Source organism: Rhizobium anhuiense bv. trifolii (assembly GCF_024346605.1).
GTDB classification, from domain to species: domain Bacteria; phylum Pseudomonadota; class Alphaproteobacteria; order Rhizobiales; family Rhizobiaceae; genus Rhizobium; species Rhizobium anhuiense.
On sequence record NZ_CP098803.1, the window covers coordinates 188412 to 204480 of the forward strand.

15 protein-coding genes are annotated in these 16069 nt (G+C 61.5%); 6 read left to right on the plus strand and 9 right to left on the minus strand.

Going from position 1 to position 16069, the window contains the following annotated elements; translation table 11 throughout:
* Positions 1-22: 22 nt before the first annotated feature.
* On the minus strand, positions 23-955 hold the full coding sequence (locus NE851_RS09555; RefSeq protein WP_127431138.1) for a pyridoxal-phosphate dependent enzyme: 933 nt from the start codon (positions 953-955) through the stop codon (positions 23-25).
* A 172-nt stretch (positions 956-1127) separates the two neighbouring features.
* On the opposite strand from NE851_RS09555, the gene leuB reads away from it, so the two are divergent.
* Both leuB and lpxE read left to right on the plus strand, forming a co-directional pair.
* The gene (leuB, locus tag NE851_RS09560) at positions 1128-2240 is read left to right on the plus strand and encodes a 3-isopropylmalate dehydrogenase (RefSeq protein ID WP_047615840.1); all 1113 of its coding nucleotides are present in this window, start codon (positions 1128-1130) and stop codon (positions 2238-2240) included.
* A 277-nt stretch (positions 2241-2517) separates the two neighbouring features.
* Positions 2518-3270, plus strand: coding sequence for a lipid A 1-phosphatase LpxE (gene lpxE / locus NE851_RS09565; RefSeq protein ID WP_174824487.1), 753 nt, complete (start codon positions 2518-2520; stop codon positions 3268-3270).
* Between the two features lie 43 nt (positions 3271-3313).
* On the opposite strand, the gene NE851_RS09570 is transcribed toward lpxE, so the two are convergent.
* The 5 genes from NE851_RS09570 to NE851_RS09590 form a co-directional block, all read right to left on the minus strand.
* The gene (locus tag NE851_RS09570) at positions 3314-5200 is read right to left on the minus strand and encodes an MFS transporter (RefSeq protein ID WP_047615844.1); all 1887 of its coding nucleotides are present in this window, start codon (positions 5198-5200) and stop codon (positions 3314-3316) included.
* Between the two features lie 198 nt (positions 5201-5398).
* Entirely contained in the window at positions 5399-6715 is a 1317-nt protein-coding gene (locus tag NE851_RS09575) for an ABC transporter permease (RefSeq protein ID WP_127431140.1), read from the minus strand.
* Positions 6712-7404 carry an ABC transporter ATP-binding protein gene (locus NE851_RS09580; protein ID WP_127431141.1) on the minus strand — a complete coding sequence of 231 codons (693 nt, stop codon included), beginning with the start codon at positions 7402-7404 and terminating at the stop codon, positions 6712-6714. The genes NE851_RS09575 and NE851_RS09580 overlap by 4 nt, the downstream gene beginning before the upstream one ends.
* 6 nt (positions 7405-7410) lie before the next feature.
* Complete coding sequence (locus tag NE851_RS09585; protein ID WP_127431142.1) at positions 7411-7878, minus strand: hypothetical protein; 468 nt, start codon at positions 7876-7878, stop codon at positions 7411-7413.
* Between the two features lie 198 nt (positions 7879-8076).
* A complete protein-coding gene (locus tag NE851_RS09590) occupies positions 8077-9831 on the minus strand; it encodes an alkaline phosphatase (protein WP_127431143.1) in 1755 nt (584 codons plus the stop codon).
* An 87-nt stretch (positions 9832-9918) separates the two neighbouring features.
* Here NE851_RS09590 and NE851_RS35330 point away from each other — a divergent pair, with 87 nt between their 5' ends.
* The 3 genes from NE851_RS35330 to NE851_RS09600 all read left to right on the plus strand — a co-directional run bounded on the left by NE851_RS35330 (position 9919) and on the right by NE851_RS09600 (position 12372).
* Positions 9919-10131 (plus strand): hypothetical protein, encoded by a 213-nt coding sequence (locus NE851_RS35330; protein WP_127431144.1) that lies wholly within the window; start codon positions 9919-9921, stop codon positions 10129-10131.
* Between the two features lie 111 nt (positions 10132-10242).
* Entirely contained in the window at positions 10243-11277 is a 1035-nt protein-coding gene (locus NE851_RS09595) for an aspartate-semialdehyde dehydrogenase (RefSeq protein WP_047615853.1), read from the plus strand.
* A 273-nt stretch (positions 11278-11550) separates the two neighbouring features.
* Complete coding sequence (locus tag NE851_RS09600; protein WP_047616076.1) at positions 11551-12372, plus strand: lytic murein transglycosylase; 822 nt, start codon at positions 11551-11553, stop codon at positions 12370-12372.
* A 117-nt stretch (positions 12373-12489) separates the two neighbouring features.
* Here NE851_RS09600 and NE851_RS09605 read toward each other — a convergent pair whose 3' ends face one another.
* From NE851_RS09605 to pdxY, 3 genes are all read right to left on the minus strand, one after another.
* Positions 12490-14109, minus strand: a complete 1620-nt coding sequence (locus tag NE851_RS09605; RefSeq protein ID WP_048338413.1) for a GGDEF domain-containing protein — start codon at positions 14107-14109, stop codon at positions 12490-12492.
* A gap of 96 nt (positions 14110-14205) precedes the next feature.
* Complete coding sequence (locus NE851_RS09610) at positions 14206-14847, minus strand: carbonic anhydrase (protein WP_047615856.1); 642 nt, start codon at positions 14845-14847, stop codon at positions 14206-14208.
* A 71-nt stretch (positions 14848-14918) separates the two neighbouring features.
* Complete coding sequence (pdxY, locus tag NE851_RS09615; protein WP_063473870.1) at positions 14919-15794, minus strand: pyridoxal kinase PdxY; 876 nt, start codon at positions 15792-15794, stop codon at positions 14919-14921.
* 18 nt (positions 15795-15812) lie between these two features.
* Here pdxY and NE851_RS09620 point away from each other — a divergent pair, with 18 nt between their 5' ends.
* Positions 15813-16058 carry a hypothetical protein gene (locus tag NE851_RS09620; RefSeq protein WP_176707331.1) on the plus strand — a complete coding sequence of 82 codons (246 nt, stop codon included), beginning with the start codon at positions 15813-15815 and terminating at the stop codon, positions 16056-16058.
* The last annotated feature ends 11 nt before the right edge of the window (positions 16059-16069 follow it).

The following is a 16069-nucleotide window of genomic DNA, read 5'->3' on the forward strand; positions in this document are numbered from 1 at the left end:
TACAGTACCGAATTGCCGCAGATCAGAGAAACTTCTCTTTCCAAGCTCTGAGCTTTTCGAGCGATACGCCGATGCCGCCGCAGACTTCGATCAGCGGATTGTCGAAGCGCTGAAGCAGCCCGGCATGCACATCGGCAACGGCAAGGGCGGCACCGCAAGCCGGCTCGACCAGAATGCGCTGCGCATCGGCGAATTTCAGGCAGGCGGCAACGGCATCGGCGTCGCTGACGACGATACTTTCGATCGGATGCTGCTTCGGCAGGTCGAAGACATGCTGCGCCACCTGCCGCGCCCCGAGCGAAGTGGCAATCGAGGTAATGGCGGGAAGGATGATACGCTCATTCGCCTTGAGGCTGGCGTTCAGCGAGGCCGCCCCTTCCGTTTCGACGGCGATGACGGGCACATCGGATAGCCCGTTTCGCTGCAACCCCGCGACAATGCCGGCAAGCAGCCCGCCACCACCGACGCTGGTGACGACGCAATCGAATTTTGCACCCTTCGCCACCACTTCGTCGATCAGCGTGGCATGGCCATCCCACAGCAGCGGATGGTCGAAGGGGTGCACATAGGTCGCCTTGCGGCTCCGGGCGAGTTCGACGGCATGGGCATTGGCTTCGTCGAAGACCGAACCATGGACGAGGACATTGGCGCCCGTCGCGGTAATCGTCTGCCGCACATCGGCCGTCGTCGTCTCCGGCACGACGATCGTGACCGGTATGCCGAGCGCCCGGCCGGCATAAGCCGCGGCAATCCCGGCATTGCCGCCGGAAGCACAGAAGATCTCGCGCGCCCCATTTTCCACCTCGTGCTGGCAAAGCCTGCCGACGCCGCGCAGCTTGAAGCTGCCGGAAGGCTGCAGCGCATCAAGCTTCAGCCAGAGCCGTTTGCCGCTGGCGCTATAACCGGATGCTGTCTGAACCAAGGGCGTGTCGAGATGGAGAGGTGCGAAAGGCATGGGCAACATCCAGGGAAAGAAAAGGGTAGGCCCGCCGTTTCTAATCCGTTTGCAGGCACGGGAGCAACCATCGCGGCGAAGAGCGAAGCGTACCGATTCACCTCTTCTCTCGCTTGAAATGCCCATTTCCGGGGTCTAAGAAGCCGCAACTTGTTTTTCCCAGGAGGGTTTCATGACAGCGCGCAATCTTTTCCTGCTGCCGGGTGACGGCATCGGTCCCGAGGCCATGGGCGAGGTCCGCAAGATCATCGCCTATATGAACGAGGCGATGAACGCCGGTTTCGTCATCGACGAAGGCCTTGTCGGCGGCTCTGCCTATGATGCGCATGGCGCGGCGATCTCGGAAGCCGACATGCAGAAGGCACTTGCCGCCGATGCCGTTCTCTTCGGCGCCGTCGGTGGCCCGAAATGGGATAGCGTGCCTTACGAAGTGCGTCCGGAAGCCGGCCTGCTGCGCCTGCGCAAGGATCTGCAGCTCTTCGCAAACCTGCGTCCCGCCATCTGCTATCCGGCCCTCGCGTCAGCCTCGTCGCTGAAGCCGGAGCTGGTCGAAGGCCTTGATATTCTGATCATCCGCGAGCTGACGGGTGGCGTCTATTTCGGCGAGCCGAAGGAGATCATCGACCTCGGCAACGGTCAGAAGCGCGGCATCGACACACAGGTCTACGATACCTACGAGATCGAGCGCATCGCCGGCGTCGCCTTCGAAATGGCCCGCACCCGGCAAAACCGCGTCTGCTCCATGGAAAAGCGCAACGTCATGAAGTCGGGCGTGCTCTGGAACCAGGTGGTGACCGAGACGCACAAGGCGAAATATTCCGACGTTCAGCTCGAACACATGCTGGCCGATGCCGGCGGCATGCAGCTGGTGCGCCAGCCCAAACAGTTCGACGTCATTGTCACCGACAACCTCTTTGGCGACATGCTCTCCGACGTCGCTGCCATGCTGACCGGTTCGCTCGGCATGCTGCCGTCGGCCTCGCTCGGCGCGCCTGACGGCAAGACCGGCAAGCGCAAGGCGCTCTACGAGCCGGTGCACGGCTCGGCTCCCGACATCGCCGGCAAGGGCATCGCCAATCCGATCGCCATGATCGCCTCCTTCGCCATGTGCTTGCGTTACTCCTTCAACCTGGTGAAGGAAGCCGACGACCTGGAAAAGGCGATCGCCAACGTGCTCGACAAGGGCATCCGCACCGGTGACATCATGGCCGATGGCGCAAGGCAGGTCGGCACCGTCGAGATGGGCGATGCGATCCTGGCCGAGTTCAAGACGCTTTCCGCCTGATATTTCACGTGAAACAGTTCCGGCCCTTCGCATGATGCATGCGGAGGGCTTTTTCTCTCTGGAGCGCGAGCCGCATCGGCTTGGTCGAATTATCCCAACCGGACTATTCTCGGCCACAATCTCGTGTATTTTTGCGCCGGATTTTAACGAGCGCATGACCTCGAAATCGGAATCGATATTCGGAAAGCATTATGCGCCAATTCAAGTGATAAAGCGTCCTTAGCGCGTCCTGTAGGATATGGCGGCGCTCCAGGACAAAATTCGAATGGACGACGGCATGCGGGCATTTTGGGCTTCCCTGGACAGGCGCTGGCGCCGGAGCAGCGCCGGCATGCCGCCTTTGCGCTGGCAGGCATGCCTCTTCATCACGCTCAATGCCGTCATCCTCTCCATGCTGCTCTTCGATGCGCCGATCGGCGCCAGCGAAGTTCCTGCACCGGTGAAGCAGCTCGGCCAGATGCTGACCGGTTTCGGCGATTCCGCCTGGCTGATCTGCACCAGCATCCTGTTGTTCTTTCAGGGGCGGGCGGGTTACAAGCTTGTCAAGACGGCGCGCTCCAAGGCGCAGGCGCTCTATGTCAGCTGGATCGGCGCCTATCTGTTCATCACGGTCGTCTTCTCGGGGCTTCTCGCCAATCTGCTGAAACGCGCGATCGGCAGGGCACGTCCCGATCATTTCCACGATTACGGCATGTTTTCCTTCACGCCCTTTTCAGGCCATGCCGCTTTCGAAAGTTTTCCATCCGGCCATTCCACCACGGTCGGCGCTTTCTTCGCCGCATTCGCGCTGCTGTTTCCGCGCTACCGCGTCGCCTTTATCGCCTGCGCCATCTGGCTCGGCATGACGCGTGTCATGGTCGGCGCCCATTATCCGAGCGATGTCATCGCCGGCCTTGCCTTCGGCGCCTGGTTCTCGCTGCTGACGGCGATCGTCTTCGCCCGCTGTGGTCTGCTCTTCACACTGGCGCCGGATGGCTGGCCGATCGCCAAGTGCCTGTTCCCTGACACGAAAAAACCCGGCGCCTTGTGAGCGCCGGGCCTTTTCTCAAGCGGAACGCGGCTCAGCCAACCGCTCAATCCATTGCGTGGATATCCCTGTTCTTCGTTTCTGGCAGGAAGATCAGGCCGATCACCAGCGTGATCGTCGCAAAGACGATCGGGTACCAGAGACCGTAATAGATATCGCCTGCGGCAGCGCTCATCGCGAAGGCCGTCGCCGGCAGCAGGCCGCCGAACCAGCCGTTGCCGATGTGATAGGGCAGCGACATGCCGGTGTAGCGGATGCGGGTCGGGAAGAGCTCGACCAGAAGTGCGGCGATCGGCCCGTAGACCATCGTCACATAGAGGACGAGGATGAACAGGATGGCGATCGTGCCGATCCAGTTGACGCGGGCGGGATCGGCGGCCATGGCGAAAGTGCCGCCATTGGCGATGTTGTAGACCGCCATGTCGGTGACGCCATTGGCTTCATCCGCCGTCAGCAGCTTGGTCTCGACCAGCTTGGCGGCCGGCACGGTTTCCTTCGTACCGGCGCGCACGGCATCGGCATTGAGCGACAGTTCCGGATTGGCGGCGATGAAGGCATCGAGCTTGGCATCCGCCACCTTGGCGGCGCCGCGGTTCAGCGGATAGCCGGCATCGTGAAGCGCGATGTTGACGCCCTTTTCGAAGGCGGCGGTCATGCCCTTGGCCTTGTCGCCGGCAGCGACGACGTCAAAGCTCGGGATCGTCGCGTTGCCGACCTTCACCGTTGCCGGCTGTCCGGCTGGACCCGGCACGACATCATAAGGCACCGAATTTCTGGTCAGGAATGCCGTCGCCACGTCGCAGGAACTGGTGAACTTCGCCGTGCCGGTCGGGTTGAACTGGAACCGGCAATCCGCCGGATCAGCCGTGACCGTTGCCCGGATCGAAGCCTGCGCTTCGGCAAGCGCCGGATTGGCCGTCCAGGTCATCGCCTTGAACAGCGGATTATACGTCACCGCCGCGATGAGAAGGCCTGCCATGATGATCGGCTTGCGGCCGATCTTGTCGGAGAGGCCGCCGAAGATGACGAAGAACGGCGTGCCGAGGAGAAGTGCGATCGCGACCATGACATTGGCCGAGAACAGGTCCACCTTCAGCACGTTCTGCAGGAAGAACAGCGCATAGAATTGGCCGCCGTACCAGACGACCGCCTGGCCCATCGTGGCGCCGAGAAGCGCGATGATCGCGATCTTGGCATTTTTCCATGTCCCGAAGGCTTCGGTCAGCGGCGCCTTGGAGCCCTTGCCTTCCGCCTTCATGCGCTGGAACGCCGGCGATTCGTTCATCTTCAGGCGGATCCAGACGGAGATGCCGAGCAGGACGACCGACACCAGGAACGGAATGCGCCAGCCCCAGGCGGCGAACTCAGCCGCACCCATCAGATATTGAACCAGGACGATGACGATCAGCGACAGGAACAGGCCGAGCGTCGCCGTCGTCTGGATCCATGAGGTGAAATAGCCGCGGCGCCCGTTCGGCGCATGTTCGGCGACATAGGTTGCCGCACCGCCATATTCACCGCCGAGCGCCAAGCCCTGCAGCAGACGCAACGCGATCAGGATGATCGGGGCTGCGATGCCGATGGTGGCCGCACCCGGCAGGATGCCGACGAGGAAGGTTGACAGACCCATGATCATGATCGTCATCAGGAAGGTATACTTGCGGCCGACGAGATCGCCGAGACGGCCGAACACCAGCGCGCCGAAGGGGCGCACCAGGAAGCCGGCGGCAAAGGCGAGCAGCGTGAAGATGTTGCGCGTGGCCTCGGGATACTGGGTGAAATAGGTCGCGCCGATATAGGTGGCGAGCGAACCGTAGAGATAGAAATCATACCATTCGAAAACGGTGCCGAGCGAAGAGGCGAAGATGACCTTCTTCTCCTCGCCGGTCATCGGACCGGCCTTCGCGCCGTCGATGCTTGCGACATTTGCCATTGTCTGTCCTCCACAGAGTGATGAGCAACGCGCGCGACCTACTCTCCTCAAAGCAGACCCCTGGCCGCGACACGCCTGACGGGAGTGTGCCAGAAACGGCAGATCAAAAAGAGAGATGCTTTGGGATTATGACTTTAGTCTAACGATGCCGGGCAGTGTCATGCAGATCCAGCCCTCCGCCGCCGGAGGTTGGATCCGTTACGCTCTCAGCGCCTGCGCCGGCGATAGGCGATAGGCAAGCACTGCCGGCAAAGCGGCGAGGACTGTGGCAAAGGCAAGCAGAACCGCCGCAAGCCCGGCATCTTCACGGGCGAAGACGACCGGCATGGTGATCCCGCTCGTCTCGGAGAACATGCCGGACAAGAGGAGGGCCGCAGCATAACCGAGGGCGAATCCGAGCCCGATGCCGACTGCCACCAGGAAGAAGAATTCCAGCCAGACAATGCCGAAAATCGCCCCTCGCGGCGCGCCGAAGGCCCTCAGCGCGCCGATCTGGCGGCGGCGCTGGCCGATATGGATGACAGTGACCAGCACCAGCGAGGCCGCGACGAGAGCTTGCGCTCCGGAGGCGACCGCGACGAGGATCTGCTTGGCGTCGCCGAGCGTGGCGTAGAGATTGGTCAACACCTCGCCGGGAAAAACGGCGACGGTATTGCCGCTGCGATATTCCTGCCGCAGCTTGTAGGCATCGGCGATCGTCTTCGGCTTGACGAGAATGGCGGGAAGGCCGGGAGCGTCGGCAGTCCAGCTCTCGTCGAGTGCGGCATCCGGGTCAAGCTTGCCGTGATGCTCATGTCCATCGTGATGCTCGCCGGCTTCCTCATGCTCATGGCCATGTTCGGCCATCCCCGTGCCGGACGCCGCTTCATGCTCGTGCTCGCTCTCGGCCCCTTCCTCCGCATGTTCCTCCGCCTCCAGGCCATGGATATGCCAGACGGCCTGGATCGGAACGAGAATAGCCCGGTCCCAGGCGGTACCGGTCGGCCGCAGGCGGCCGGCGATATGATAGACGAGTTCGGTGTGGGTCTCGCCGCCCTCTTCCGGCAAACCGTGCATCGGCTTGATCTCGCCGCCGAGCGACAGTCTGACGGCGGAGCCGATCAGCGCCTCGCCCTCGCGCGCAAAAATCTTGCCCTCGATGAAGCCGCCGGACAGGTTTTGCGCCAGCATGGTCGTCGTGCCGACGATCGGATAGCCGGAGAAGGAATCCCCGAAGCCGATCGGAGCGGCCCAGTCGACACGCCGATCCGCGGCAAGCTTGCCCAGCATCTCGCCCGGCATGAGCGGCAAAGGCGAGGCCTGCAGGAAGACGGAAGACAGCACCAGCTGCGTCTCGCTGCCACCTGCGCCGATGACGAGATCGAACTTGTCGGCGGCGCGCGCGCTGCCGAGGCGAAGCGCCCGTTCCTGCAGCACGACGGAAACGCCAAGCGCGGTCGCAAGCGCCACCAAAAACACCACCACCAGCGACCCCGCCCAGAGGCGACGAAGATCGGAAAGAATGAAGCGGATCATGCAGCCTCTCCCGCCGTTGCCGTGGAATCTTCGCTGATCCGGCCGGAGCCGAAGGTGATGCAACGGTCGAGGCGGCTGGCCAGGCGCTGATCGTGTGAAACGACGATCAGCGTACTGCCTTCGGCAATCGCAAGATCGAGAATGAGATCGCCGACAGCCTCGCCGCTTTCGGCATCGAGGCTTGCGGTCGGTTCGTCGGCGATGATGACGCCGGGCTTGCGCAGCAGCGCCCGGCCGATCGCCACCCGCTGCATCTCGCCGCGCGACATGGTTTCGATCTTCTGGCCGGGGCGTGAAAGACCAACCGTGGCCAAAAGCGCATGCGCCCGCTCGATGACATCAGCTGTGGCGGCGCCGGCAAGCCGCGCCGGCAGAAGCACGTTTTCCAGCGCCGACAGGCCGGGAAAGAGATGAAACTCCTGCATCACCAGGCCGATATTGGCGGCACGGAACCGGTCGCGCCGGCTTTCTGAAAAACCCGCGATATCCTCGCCGTTCCAGCGGATGCGGCCTTGCCGTGTCCGCTCCAGCCCGGCAACGATATTGACGAAGGTGCTCTTGCCGGAGCCGGACGCCCCTGTAATGGCGACCCTGCTGCCGGCAGCGATCGACAGGTCGCCGATCGCCAGCGCCGGCGAGGACAGGCCAGGGAAGACAACGGAAAGGTTTTCGATATTGAGAGCGAGCATATCGGTTCAGACGGCGGAATATTCCGCCTGGCGGATACGCAGCAGGCTGACGAAGCCGGTGTCCGGATCCGTCCACGAACCATATTCCAGCATGCCGCGCACTTCGATCGTCTGGCGGGGCTGCACGAAGGTTTGTTTCTCCAAGAGATAGACGACGACGATATTGTCCGGCCAGTCCGTATCCGAGGAGCAGAAGGGGCAGAGCGACATCGGCACTTCGGTGAGCACGAAGAACTGGGCTTCGGCTTTCAAGGGCGGCGCCATGAAACCTTTCATGCTGACATCTTTGCCGGCAAGGCGCTTCACCTTGTCGGAGAATTCGAGGCCGAGCACGCCGAACTTGCCGTAGAGCTCAGCGAAGCTGATCGAGGAATCCGCAGCAAAACCCGGGCGAACCACAGCCGCGAAAGCCAGCGTACCGATGGCCCCGATCAGGCCGCGGCGGCTGAGATGCCGCGAACGGAGTTTCTCCATGGCGATCTCCAAGAATGAAGTCCCGGCCGTTAGCATCGGCCCGAAAATCGGAACGATTTTCGGAAAGCACGATGCTAGCTTCAAAGTGTTACAGCGTCCTTTTGCGCGTCTGAAAGACGCGCGGCGCTGCAATCGGCCGGGACCATGATCGATGAAAGAGGCAAGGCCGGCAAGCGACCTTGCTGAACGGGCTTCAGATCAATTCGTCTGCTTGGCGCCGAGCGCGAAGGTGTCGGCGAGCACGCGATAGACGTCGCTCTGTTCCATGTAGCCATGGAAACCTTCAGCGCCCGGACCGGCCGACTGCAAGACGACGTCGTCAGCGGCGTGCACGCCGGAGTCGCCGCTCTTCGGAATATTGCCCTGGACGAAGACGGCGCCCGGAACATCCTTATACTGCTCGTTGGCGACATATTCCTTCTTTTCGTTCTGGACAGCCGGAACGAACGGACCGTCGAGCTTCGGACGGAAGGTCTCGTAGTGATCGGGGCCGTTATTGGCACTCAGGAACAGCCGGCGGCTGACGTCGATCCTGTCGGGATAGCCGTCGCCGTTTTCATCCTTGTAGTTCGGGAAGCCGGCCTCGGCATAGATCCCGACCTTTTCGCGCATTTCCGTGCCGGGCTTGTCATCATCGACGGTGCCGATGATCGATACACCATGCGTATGGTCGCCGGTGACGACGATCAGAGTGTCCGGATGGGCCTTCTGGAATTCGCGGGCAACGCCGATGGCCTGGTCGAATTCGATGGTTTCCACGACGGCGCGGTCCCAATCGAGCGGATGGGACATCTTGTCGATCGAGGAACCTTCGACCATCAGGAAGAAACCATCAGGATTCTTGGAGAGGCGGTCGAGCGCAACCTTGGTCATGGCGACGAGACCCGGCTGGTTCGGGAACTTGTCGACGGTGCCCTTCTTCAGGAACTCGCGATCGAGCGTCACGTCCATATTGCCGGTGTGGAAGAGACCGAGCAGATTGCCTTCCGCCGATGCATTGGCTGCGAGCTCGTTCTTGTCGGTCGCAAGCTTGTAGCCGGCATCCTGAAACAGCTTGATGTAGTCCTGGTTGTCCTTCCGCTTGGAACCGGCGACCTCCTTGCCGAGGAAATAGGCCGAGCCGCCACCAAGCAGGATTTCGGGCTTGACGTCGAGCAGCATGCCGACCACATCGGCCTTGTCGTTGCGGTTGCGGGTATGGGCAACGACCGCAGCCGGCGTAGCGTCCTCGACCTCGGCCGTTGCAACGATGCCGATCGACTTCTTGGTCAGGCGGCGGACGGCTTCTGCGAAGGTTTCGACACGCGGGTCATCGAGTGAGGCCGGCGTACGGTCCGCGTAGACGCCGATCGCGTTGACGGCCGTCTTGTGGCCCGTCATGTAGGCCGACATTGTATTGGCCGAGTCCGTATCGACGGCGTTGGTCGCCGACGTGCCGATGAAGGCCATGCGCTCGAGATCGTCCATGTTCAAGCGGCCATTCGCCTTCCCTTCAGTCATGCCCTTGGACATGATGCGGGCAGCGGTGCGATGCGCAACGGAAAGCCCGTCGCCCAGCAGGAAGATGATGTTCTTGGCCTTCGGCTGGGCTACGGTTTCGTAAACGTTCCAGGTGACGGACTTCGTCTCGTCTCCGGCAGCAACTTCGACCTTGTAGTCGCCCGGCGCGGAAATCTTCAGGCCGCGCAGCAGGAGAGCGGAGCCGAGAGCCTTGTCATCCTTGCCTTCTTCCAACTCGACGAACTGCGCTTCGCCCCCGAGCACCGTCTTGTAATCCTGGCCGTTGACGGTGATCTTCACGTCTTCGGGCTTGACCTGCTTGTTGAGCTCGACCTTGAAATCGAATGGCGAACCGACGAGGATCGTCGCGCGATCGAGCGGATAGACCGTTGTCGCCTGAGCGGCGCCCGCAAGGATGGTGGTGGCCGCAAAGGCGGCAAGAAGCGTACGCATGGAAAACCCCCGTTTTCGTTGCAGACATTGATGACCGGGCCGGGATACCTCCCAAGGATGACAGCGGCATGACAAAACGTCGCAGCGCTGCGGCCGCCGCTTTTGCCTGCCGGCTCTGAGTGCAAAAACCTTGACTCCTGTGGAAAACCTTCTAAGAGCAACAGCGGAAAAGGAATCTCCATGGTTCGCGACGAACACGCCATTGCCGAATGCAATGACCGGGCACGAGTTGCCGGGGTGGACATTGCCGTTCCGGTTTCCGCCAAAACCAAGGCCAAAACGACGACGAAAACCGTCTGACGTCTCTGGCCTGCCGCTCTCTCCCCGGCTCGGCTGGGGACAGGAAGACGCGATCCGTCGCGCCTTTCCCCTCACCGAACAAGAGGAGAGAAGAGAAAGAGAGCTTGAGAAATGGGTTTCAAAGTAGCAGTTGCGGGAGCGACCGGAAATGTCGGCCGGGAGATGCTCAACATCCTCTCCGAGCGCGGCTTCCCCGCCGATGAGGTTGTGGCACTCGCCTCCTCGCGTTCGCAGGGCACCGAGGTTTCCTACGGTGACCGGACGCTGAAGGTCTCCAATCTGGAGAATTACGATTTCTCCGATACCGACATCTGCCTGATGTCGGCCGGCGGCGAGGTCTCCAAGAAGTTCTCGCCGAAGATCGGCCAGCAGGGCTGCATCGTCATCGACAATTCGTCGGCTTGGCGTTACGACGCCGACGTGCCGCTGATCGTGCCGGAAGTGAACCCGGATGCCATCAGCCAGTTCACCAAGCGCAACATCATCGCCAATCCGAATTGCTCGACCGCCCAGCTGGTGGTGGCGCTGAAGCCGCTGCATGACTTCGCCAAGATCAAGCGCGTCGTCATCTCGACCTATCAGTCGGTCTCCGGCGCCGGCAAGGACGGCATGGACGAACTCTTCAACCAGACGCGCGCCGTCTTCGTCGCCGATCCGATCGAGAACAAGAAGTTCACCAAGCGCATCGCCTTCAACGTCATTCCGCACATCGACGTCTTCATGGAGGACGGCTATACCAAGGAAGAGTGGAAGGTGCTGGCCGAGACGAAGAAGATGCTCGATCCGAAGATCAAGGTGACCTGCACGGCAGTGCGCGTGCCGGTTTTCATCGGCCATTCGGAATCGGTCAATATCGAATTCGAAAACGAGATCACGGCCGACCAGGCTCGCGACATCCTGCGCGATGCACCGGGCTGCCTCGTTATCGACAAGCGCGAGAACGGCGGCTACATCACGCCATATGAATCCGCCGGCGAAGATGCGACCTACATCTCACGCATCCGTGAGGATGCGACGGTCGAAAATGGCCTCAACATCTGGGTGGTCTCCGACAATCTGCGCAAGGGCGCAGCGTTGAACGCCATCCAGATCGCCGAGCTGCTCGTCAATCGCGGTCTTGTCAAGCCGCGCAAGCAGGCCGCCTGATACCATTTGTAAACCATAATAGGGTAAAGCCCTGCCGATGAAGGCGGGGCTTTTTGCCGGGCCGTAAGCGCCTCTATTCATAAGCGCTTACTAAAAGGTGATCGTGACAAGATCGCTTTCGGCTGGCATTCTGCCCGGCGTCAAGCCAGGGCGTGCCGCCCGAAACCGTTGAGTGGTTTTGGGAAAACGGCATGCACAGACCGAAGATTTAGGGCGCGTCGCATGGTTCCGATCGGCCGCGGCGCGCTTCAGCAGACTGGAGCGGGGTTTCTCATGCGCATGACAACATTCCTTCTGGCAGCGTTTACGGCAGCCGGCGTTCTTCACGCGCTGCCGGCAGCGGCCCAGGGCGCCCAATGTGGCAACAATAGTAGCGGTTTCAATGCATGGGTCGCCGACTTCAAGCAGGAAGCAGCGGCAAACGGCGTCAACCGCTCGGTCCTCGACCGCGCCTTCGCCAACGTCAATTACAACAAACCGACGATTGCCGCCGACCGTGGCCAGAAGAGCTTCAAACTGTCCTTCGACGCTTTCATGCAGAAGCGCGGCGGTGCCGCCATCATCTCCCGCGGCCGCAGCATGAAGACTGCCAACCAGGCGCTTTTTGCTTCGATCGAGCGCCGTTTCGGCGTTCCGGCTGGCCCACTGATCGCAATCTGGGGCATGGAAACCGGTTTTGGCAGCTATATGGGCAACCAGCATACGCTGTCGGCTGTTTCGACCCTTGCCTATGACTGCCGCCGTTCGGAATATTTCACCGACCAGCTCTATGCCGCGCTCCAGCTCGTTTCCGAAGGTTATCTGAGCCCGCAGGCCAAGGGTGCTGCCCATGGTGAAATCGGCCAGACGCAGTTCCTGCCGCGCAATGTCGTGCGCTTCGGTGCCGATGGCGACGGCGACGGCCGCGTCGACATGGTCGGTTCCCGGGCCGATGCGCTGGCCTCGACGGCGAATTTCCTCAAGGGTCACGGTTGGCGCCCCGGCGCCGGCTATCAGCCCGGAGAGCCGAATTTCGTTGCCATCCAGGGCTGGAACGCCGCCACCGTCTACCAGCAGGCGATCGCCTATATCGGCCAGCAGATCGACGGCAGATAATGCATGTCGCCCGGAAGCGTGCAGCGGTTCCGGGACAACGACATGCATAAAACAAAAGGACTTTAAGTCTTTATCGACACCGATAGCCGGAAACGCCGCTGCGATATGCGGCGTTTTTCATTTGCGGGAATCAAAACCGCCGCCGGACGCCGTCTTGCGTCGCTCCTCCGGGGCCGAAGCCTGCACGATCGGTCCCGAAACCACGCAGTTGCGGCCGGAGGCCTTGGCGGCGTAGAGCGCCAGGTCGGCGCGTTTGACCAGATCCTCGAAGTTCCTGTTGGAGACTTCATTTGCCCGGCCGGCGCATCCGAAACTCGCCGTTACCTTGAGAATTTCGCCGCTCGGCAAGGGGATTTCTGCCGCCTCGATCGCCAGCCGCACACGCTCGGCAACGATTACGGCATCGTCGGGCGTCGAATCCGGCAGAAGCGCCAGGAACTCCTCGCCGCCATGGCGCACCAGCAGATCGAAGGAACGGAAATTCTCGCGCGCAACGCCCGCGACCTGCCGGAGCACGGCATCGCCGGCGTCATGGCCGTGAACATCGTTGGTCCTCTTGAAATGATCGAGGTCGAAGAGCACGACGGAGATCCAGCGCGACCCGTGCTCGGCTTGTGTGAGAAGCGCCGATGCGGCGACCTCGAAGCCGCGCCTGTTGTACAGGCCGGTCAGAAGGTCTGTCTGGGCGGCATTGCGCAACTCGCCCACCAGCGTCTCGCGATCCCGCGTCAGACGGTCGATCAGGCGCAGGCCCCTTGCCGCCAGCACCATCACCAACGTGGCGAGAATGAGCAGGCCGGCGCACAGCGCCAGAATCCGCGTCAGATGTATGTGCGCGCGTCTCGAAAGGCTCTCGCCGGTCTCGTGAATATCTTTTGCGGCCTCGACCATCTTCTGCTGCAGGAAGGTCATGCGTTCGCTCTGCGCGGCGGCCCAGACATCGCGCACGGCCCGCGTCGGCCGCGATCCGGCAAGGATGGCGTCGGTGATCGCATTCGCCTTCACCTGACTGCTGCGGCCGAGATAGGCGACGATCTCGCGCACGATCGGCGCCGCGGAATGAAAGACCATGTGGTCCATGCCCTCACCGAGCATGGTCTTGCCCTGTACGAACTGCTCCACCGGAAATCTGGCGGAAACGCCGCGATCGAGATAGCGGGTGCCGACGCCGGTAATCAGCCTTTCGCCGTAATACGTCAGCAGGATGCCCATCAGCTGGTTGGATTTCTCAAGCAGCATCGGATCGCTGATCAGTGGTGAAAGCGCATCGACGACGGCAAGCTGCTTGAGAGCCGCATACCAGTAGATGGAACCGGGATCGCTGCCGGCATAACGGCCCTGGTCGACGGCGCTGCGCGCGGCAATGATGCGGCTGTATGCAAGGCTGAGAACCGACAATTCGCCGACGAGGCCGTCGTCGAGCGTATCGCGGGAGGGCAGGCTGGCATAGAAAGCGCGGCGCTCGCGATCGAGCGTCACCCGGCTTCGTTGCATTTCGGCGGCAGTCGTGCTGCCGGGGTATGCGAGGTAGAGGCGGGTGGCGGCAATTTCACTCAGGATCTCCGTGGCGGCGATGGATCCGCCGCGGGCAAGCACATCGGCGAACTGCCGGTCCTTTTCGAGATCCCTGTATTGTTTGATTGAAGAGCGTATGACGACGACGCCTTCAATCAGCATGAAGACGAAGGGCAGCAGAATGGCGGCCAGGATAACCCGTTTGATGGTTTCGAACTTCATCGCCAATCGCCACGGTGATCAAAACGTCGGTCGTGAGCGACCAATTGACGGTGAGCTTAACAACAATCCTTAAAAAACTGATAAACCGGCGCGTCCTTAGATTTCGGGACGAATGAAGTCGCGTGTCTCGGCGTCCATGACCCAGAGTTCACCGGTCGAAATGTCGAACCAGGCGCCGTGGAGATGAAGTTTCCCCGCTTCCTCGAGCGCCTTGATGTCGGGAAAGCTTCTGAGATTGCTGATCGAATTGCGAATGGAGACGCGCTCCAGCGCCGTCTGCCGTTCGGCGGCCGTCATCACGTCGTTGCTCTGGATCTGCTCGGCGGCGGGTTTGACCAGCGACATCCAGCGACCGATGAAGTCACCCGGCGACAATGGCTCGGCGTTCGGATCGAGCGCAGCCCGAATGCCGCCGCAACGGCCATGGCCCATGACGACGATATCCGTGACCTTCAACACCTGCACGGCAAATTCGAGAGCGGCCGACGTCGAATGGAAATGGCCATCCGGCTCGTAGGGCGGCACCATGTTGGCGACGTTGCGGATGACGAAGAGCTCGCCCGGGCCGGCATCGAAGATCAGCTCCGGCGCCGCCCGCGAATCCGAACAGGCAACGACCAGCGTATGCGGACTCTGGCCATTTTCGGCCAGCTGCCGATACCTGTCGCGGGCGTCGGCATAACGCCCGTTCATAAAGTTGCGATAGCCGTCCAGAAGAGGTGTTGGAAAACGCTGCATGCTTCTGGATTAGCGCGCGCGGAAGACAAGATCAACTGCTGCACCGCAAAATGAGCGCATTGGCAGATGCGTCATTTTTTCCGCCGCTGCACCGGGTGCACGAGTCGGCGCATCTGCACCATGGCCATCGGCGTCGAAAGACTGGACGCATCGCTCGCCAGCATCAGTTCGTTGCTGCCGCGCTTGACGGCACGCGCGAGGACCTCGAAGACGCTGGCGGTGGCAAGCTGCAGCGCCTTCTCGTCCTCGAGCCCGGAAAGCAGGCGCGACAGGAAGACGGCGGCAAGCAGGTCGCCCAGACCATTCGGCGGATTGTCGACGACGCGGTGCTCGGCAAGAAGCGCGTGACGGCCGGAAAGATAGAGATTGCCGGTGCCGCCCGCCATCATCGGCACGGCCGAAGTGACAAGCATGCGCGATGGTCCGAGCGCCAGCGCCGCCTCCATGATCGCGCCATTGTCTTCGAGCGCTGCCCCTGAAAGCCATGCAAGCTCATAGCGGTTCGGCGTCGCCAGCGAGGCGAGCGGAATAAGGTGGTCGCGAATGGCCTCCGCGGTTGCTTCCGGTACATAAAGGCCGCCGAGATCGCCCATGACGGGATCGCAGACATAGACGAGCTCGGGATTGTTTTGCCGGAGCGCATCGACCAGCCGGGCGACGGAGCGGACCTGAGCGGCGTTGCCGAAATAGCCGGAAAGCACCGCCTTGACTTCGCCGATCCAGGGCGCGCGGATGAGATCGTCGATCGCCGCGTCGAAATCCGTTTCCGCAAAAGTCAGCCTCGTCGAGCGGCCATGGCCGGGATGCCAGGGCAGCACGACGGTCGGCAGGGCCCAGACCGGGTGGCCAAGCGTCTCCAGCGCAAAGACGGCTGCCCGGTTTCCGACCGAGCCACGCACCACATGGCTGGAGATGACGATGACTGCACCCGCTGCATTTTCCGACATGATATCCAGATCCGAATGATGACCGCGTTTGATGATCTTTTTGACGCCACGCTGTCAACCATTGTTCATGCGGGCGTGGAATTGTGCGGCGGAACGAAAATCCTGAAGACGGAACTTTCTCTTTCATTTCGCCACGAAAGCGGAAAATTTCTTGGATTTTCTCGTTTCGAGCGCCAAAAAAGCGCCAAAACAATCCTTCGAACCTCTCTTTTAGAGATTTTTTCGAAGAATCTTCTGCTAGCTTGCAGAAAATCAGACCATTGAGGGAGGCGATC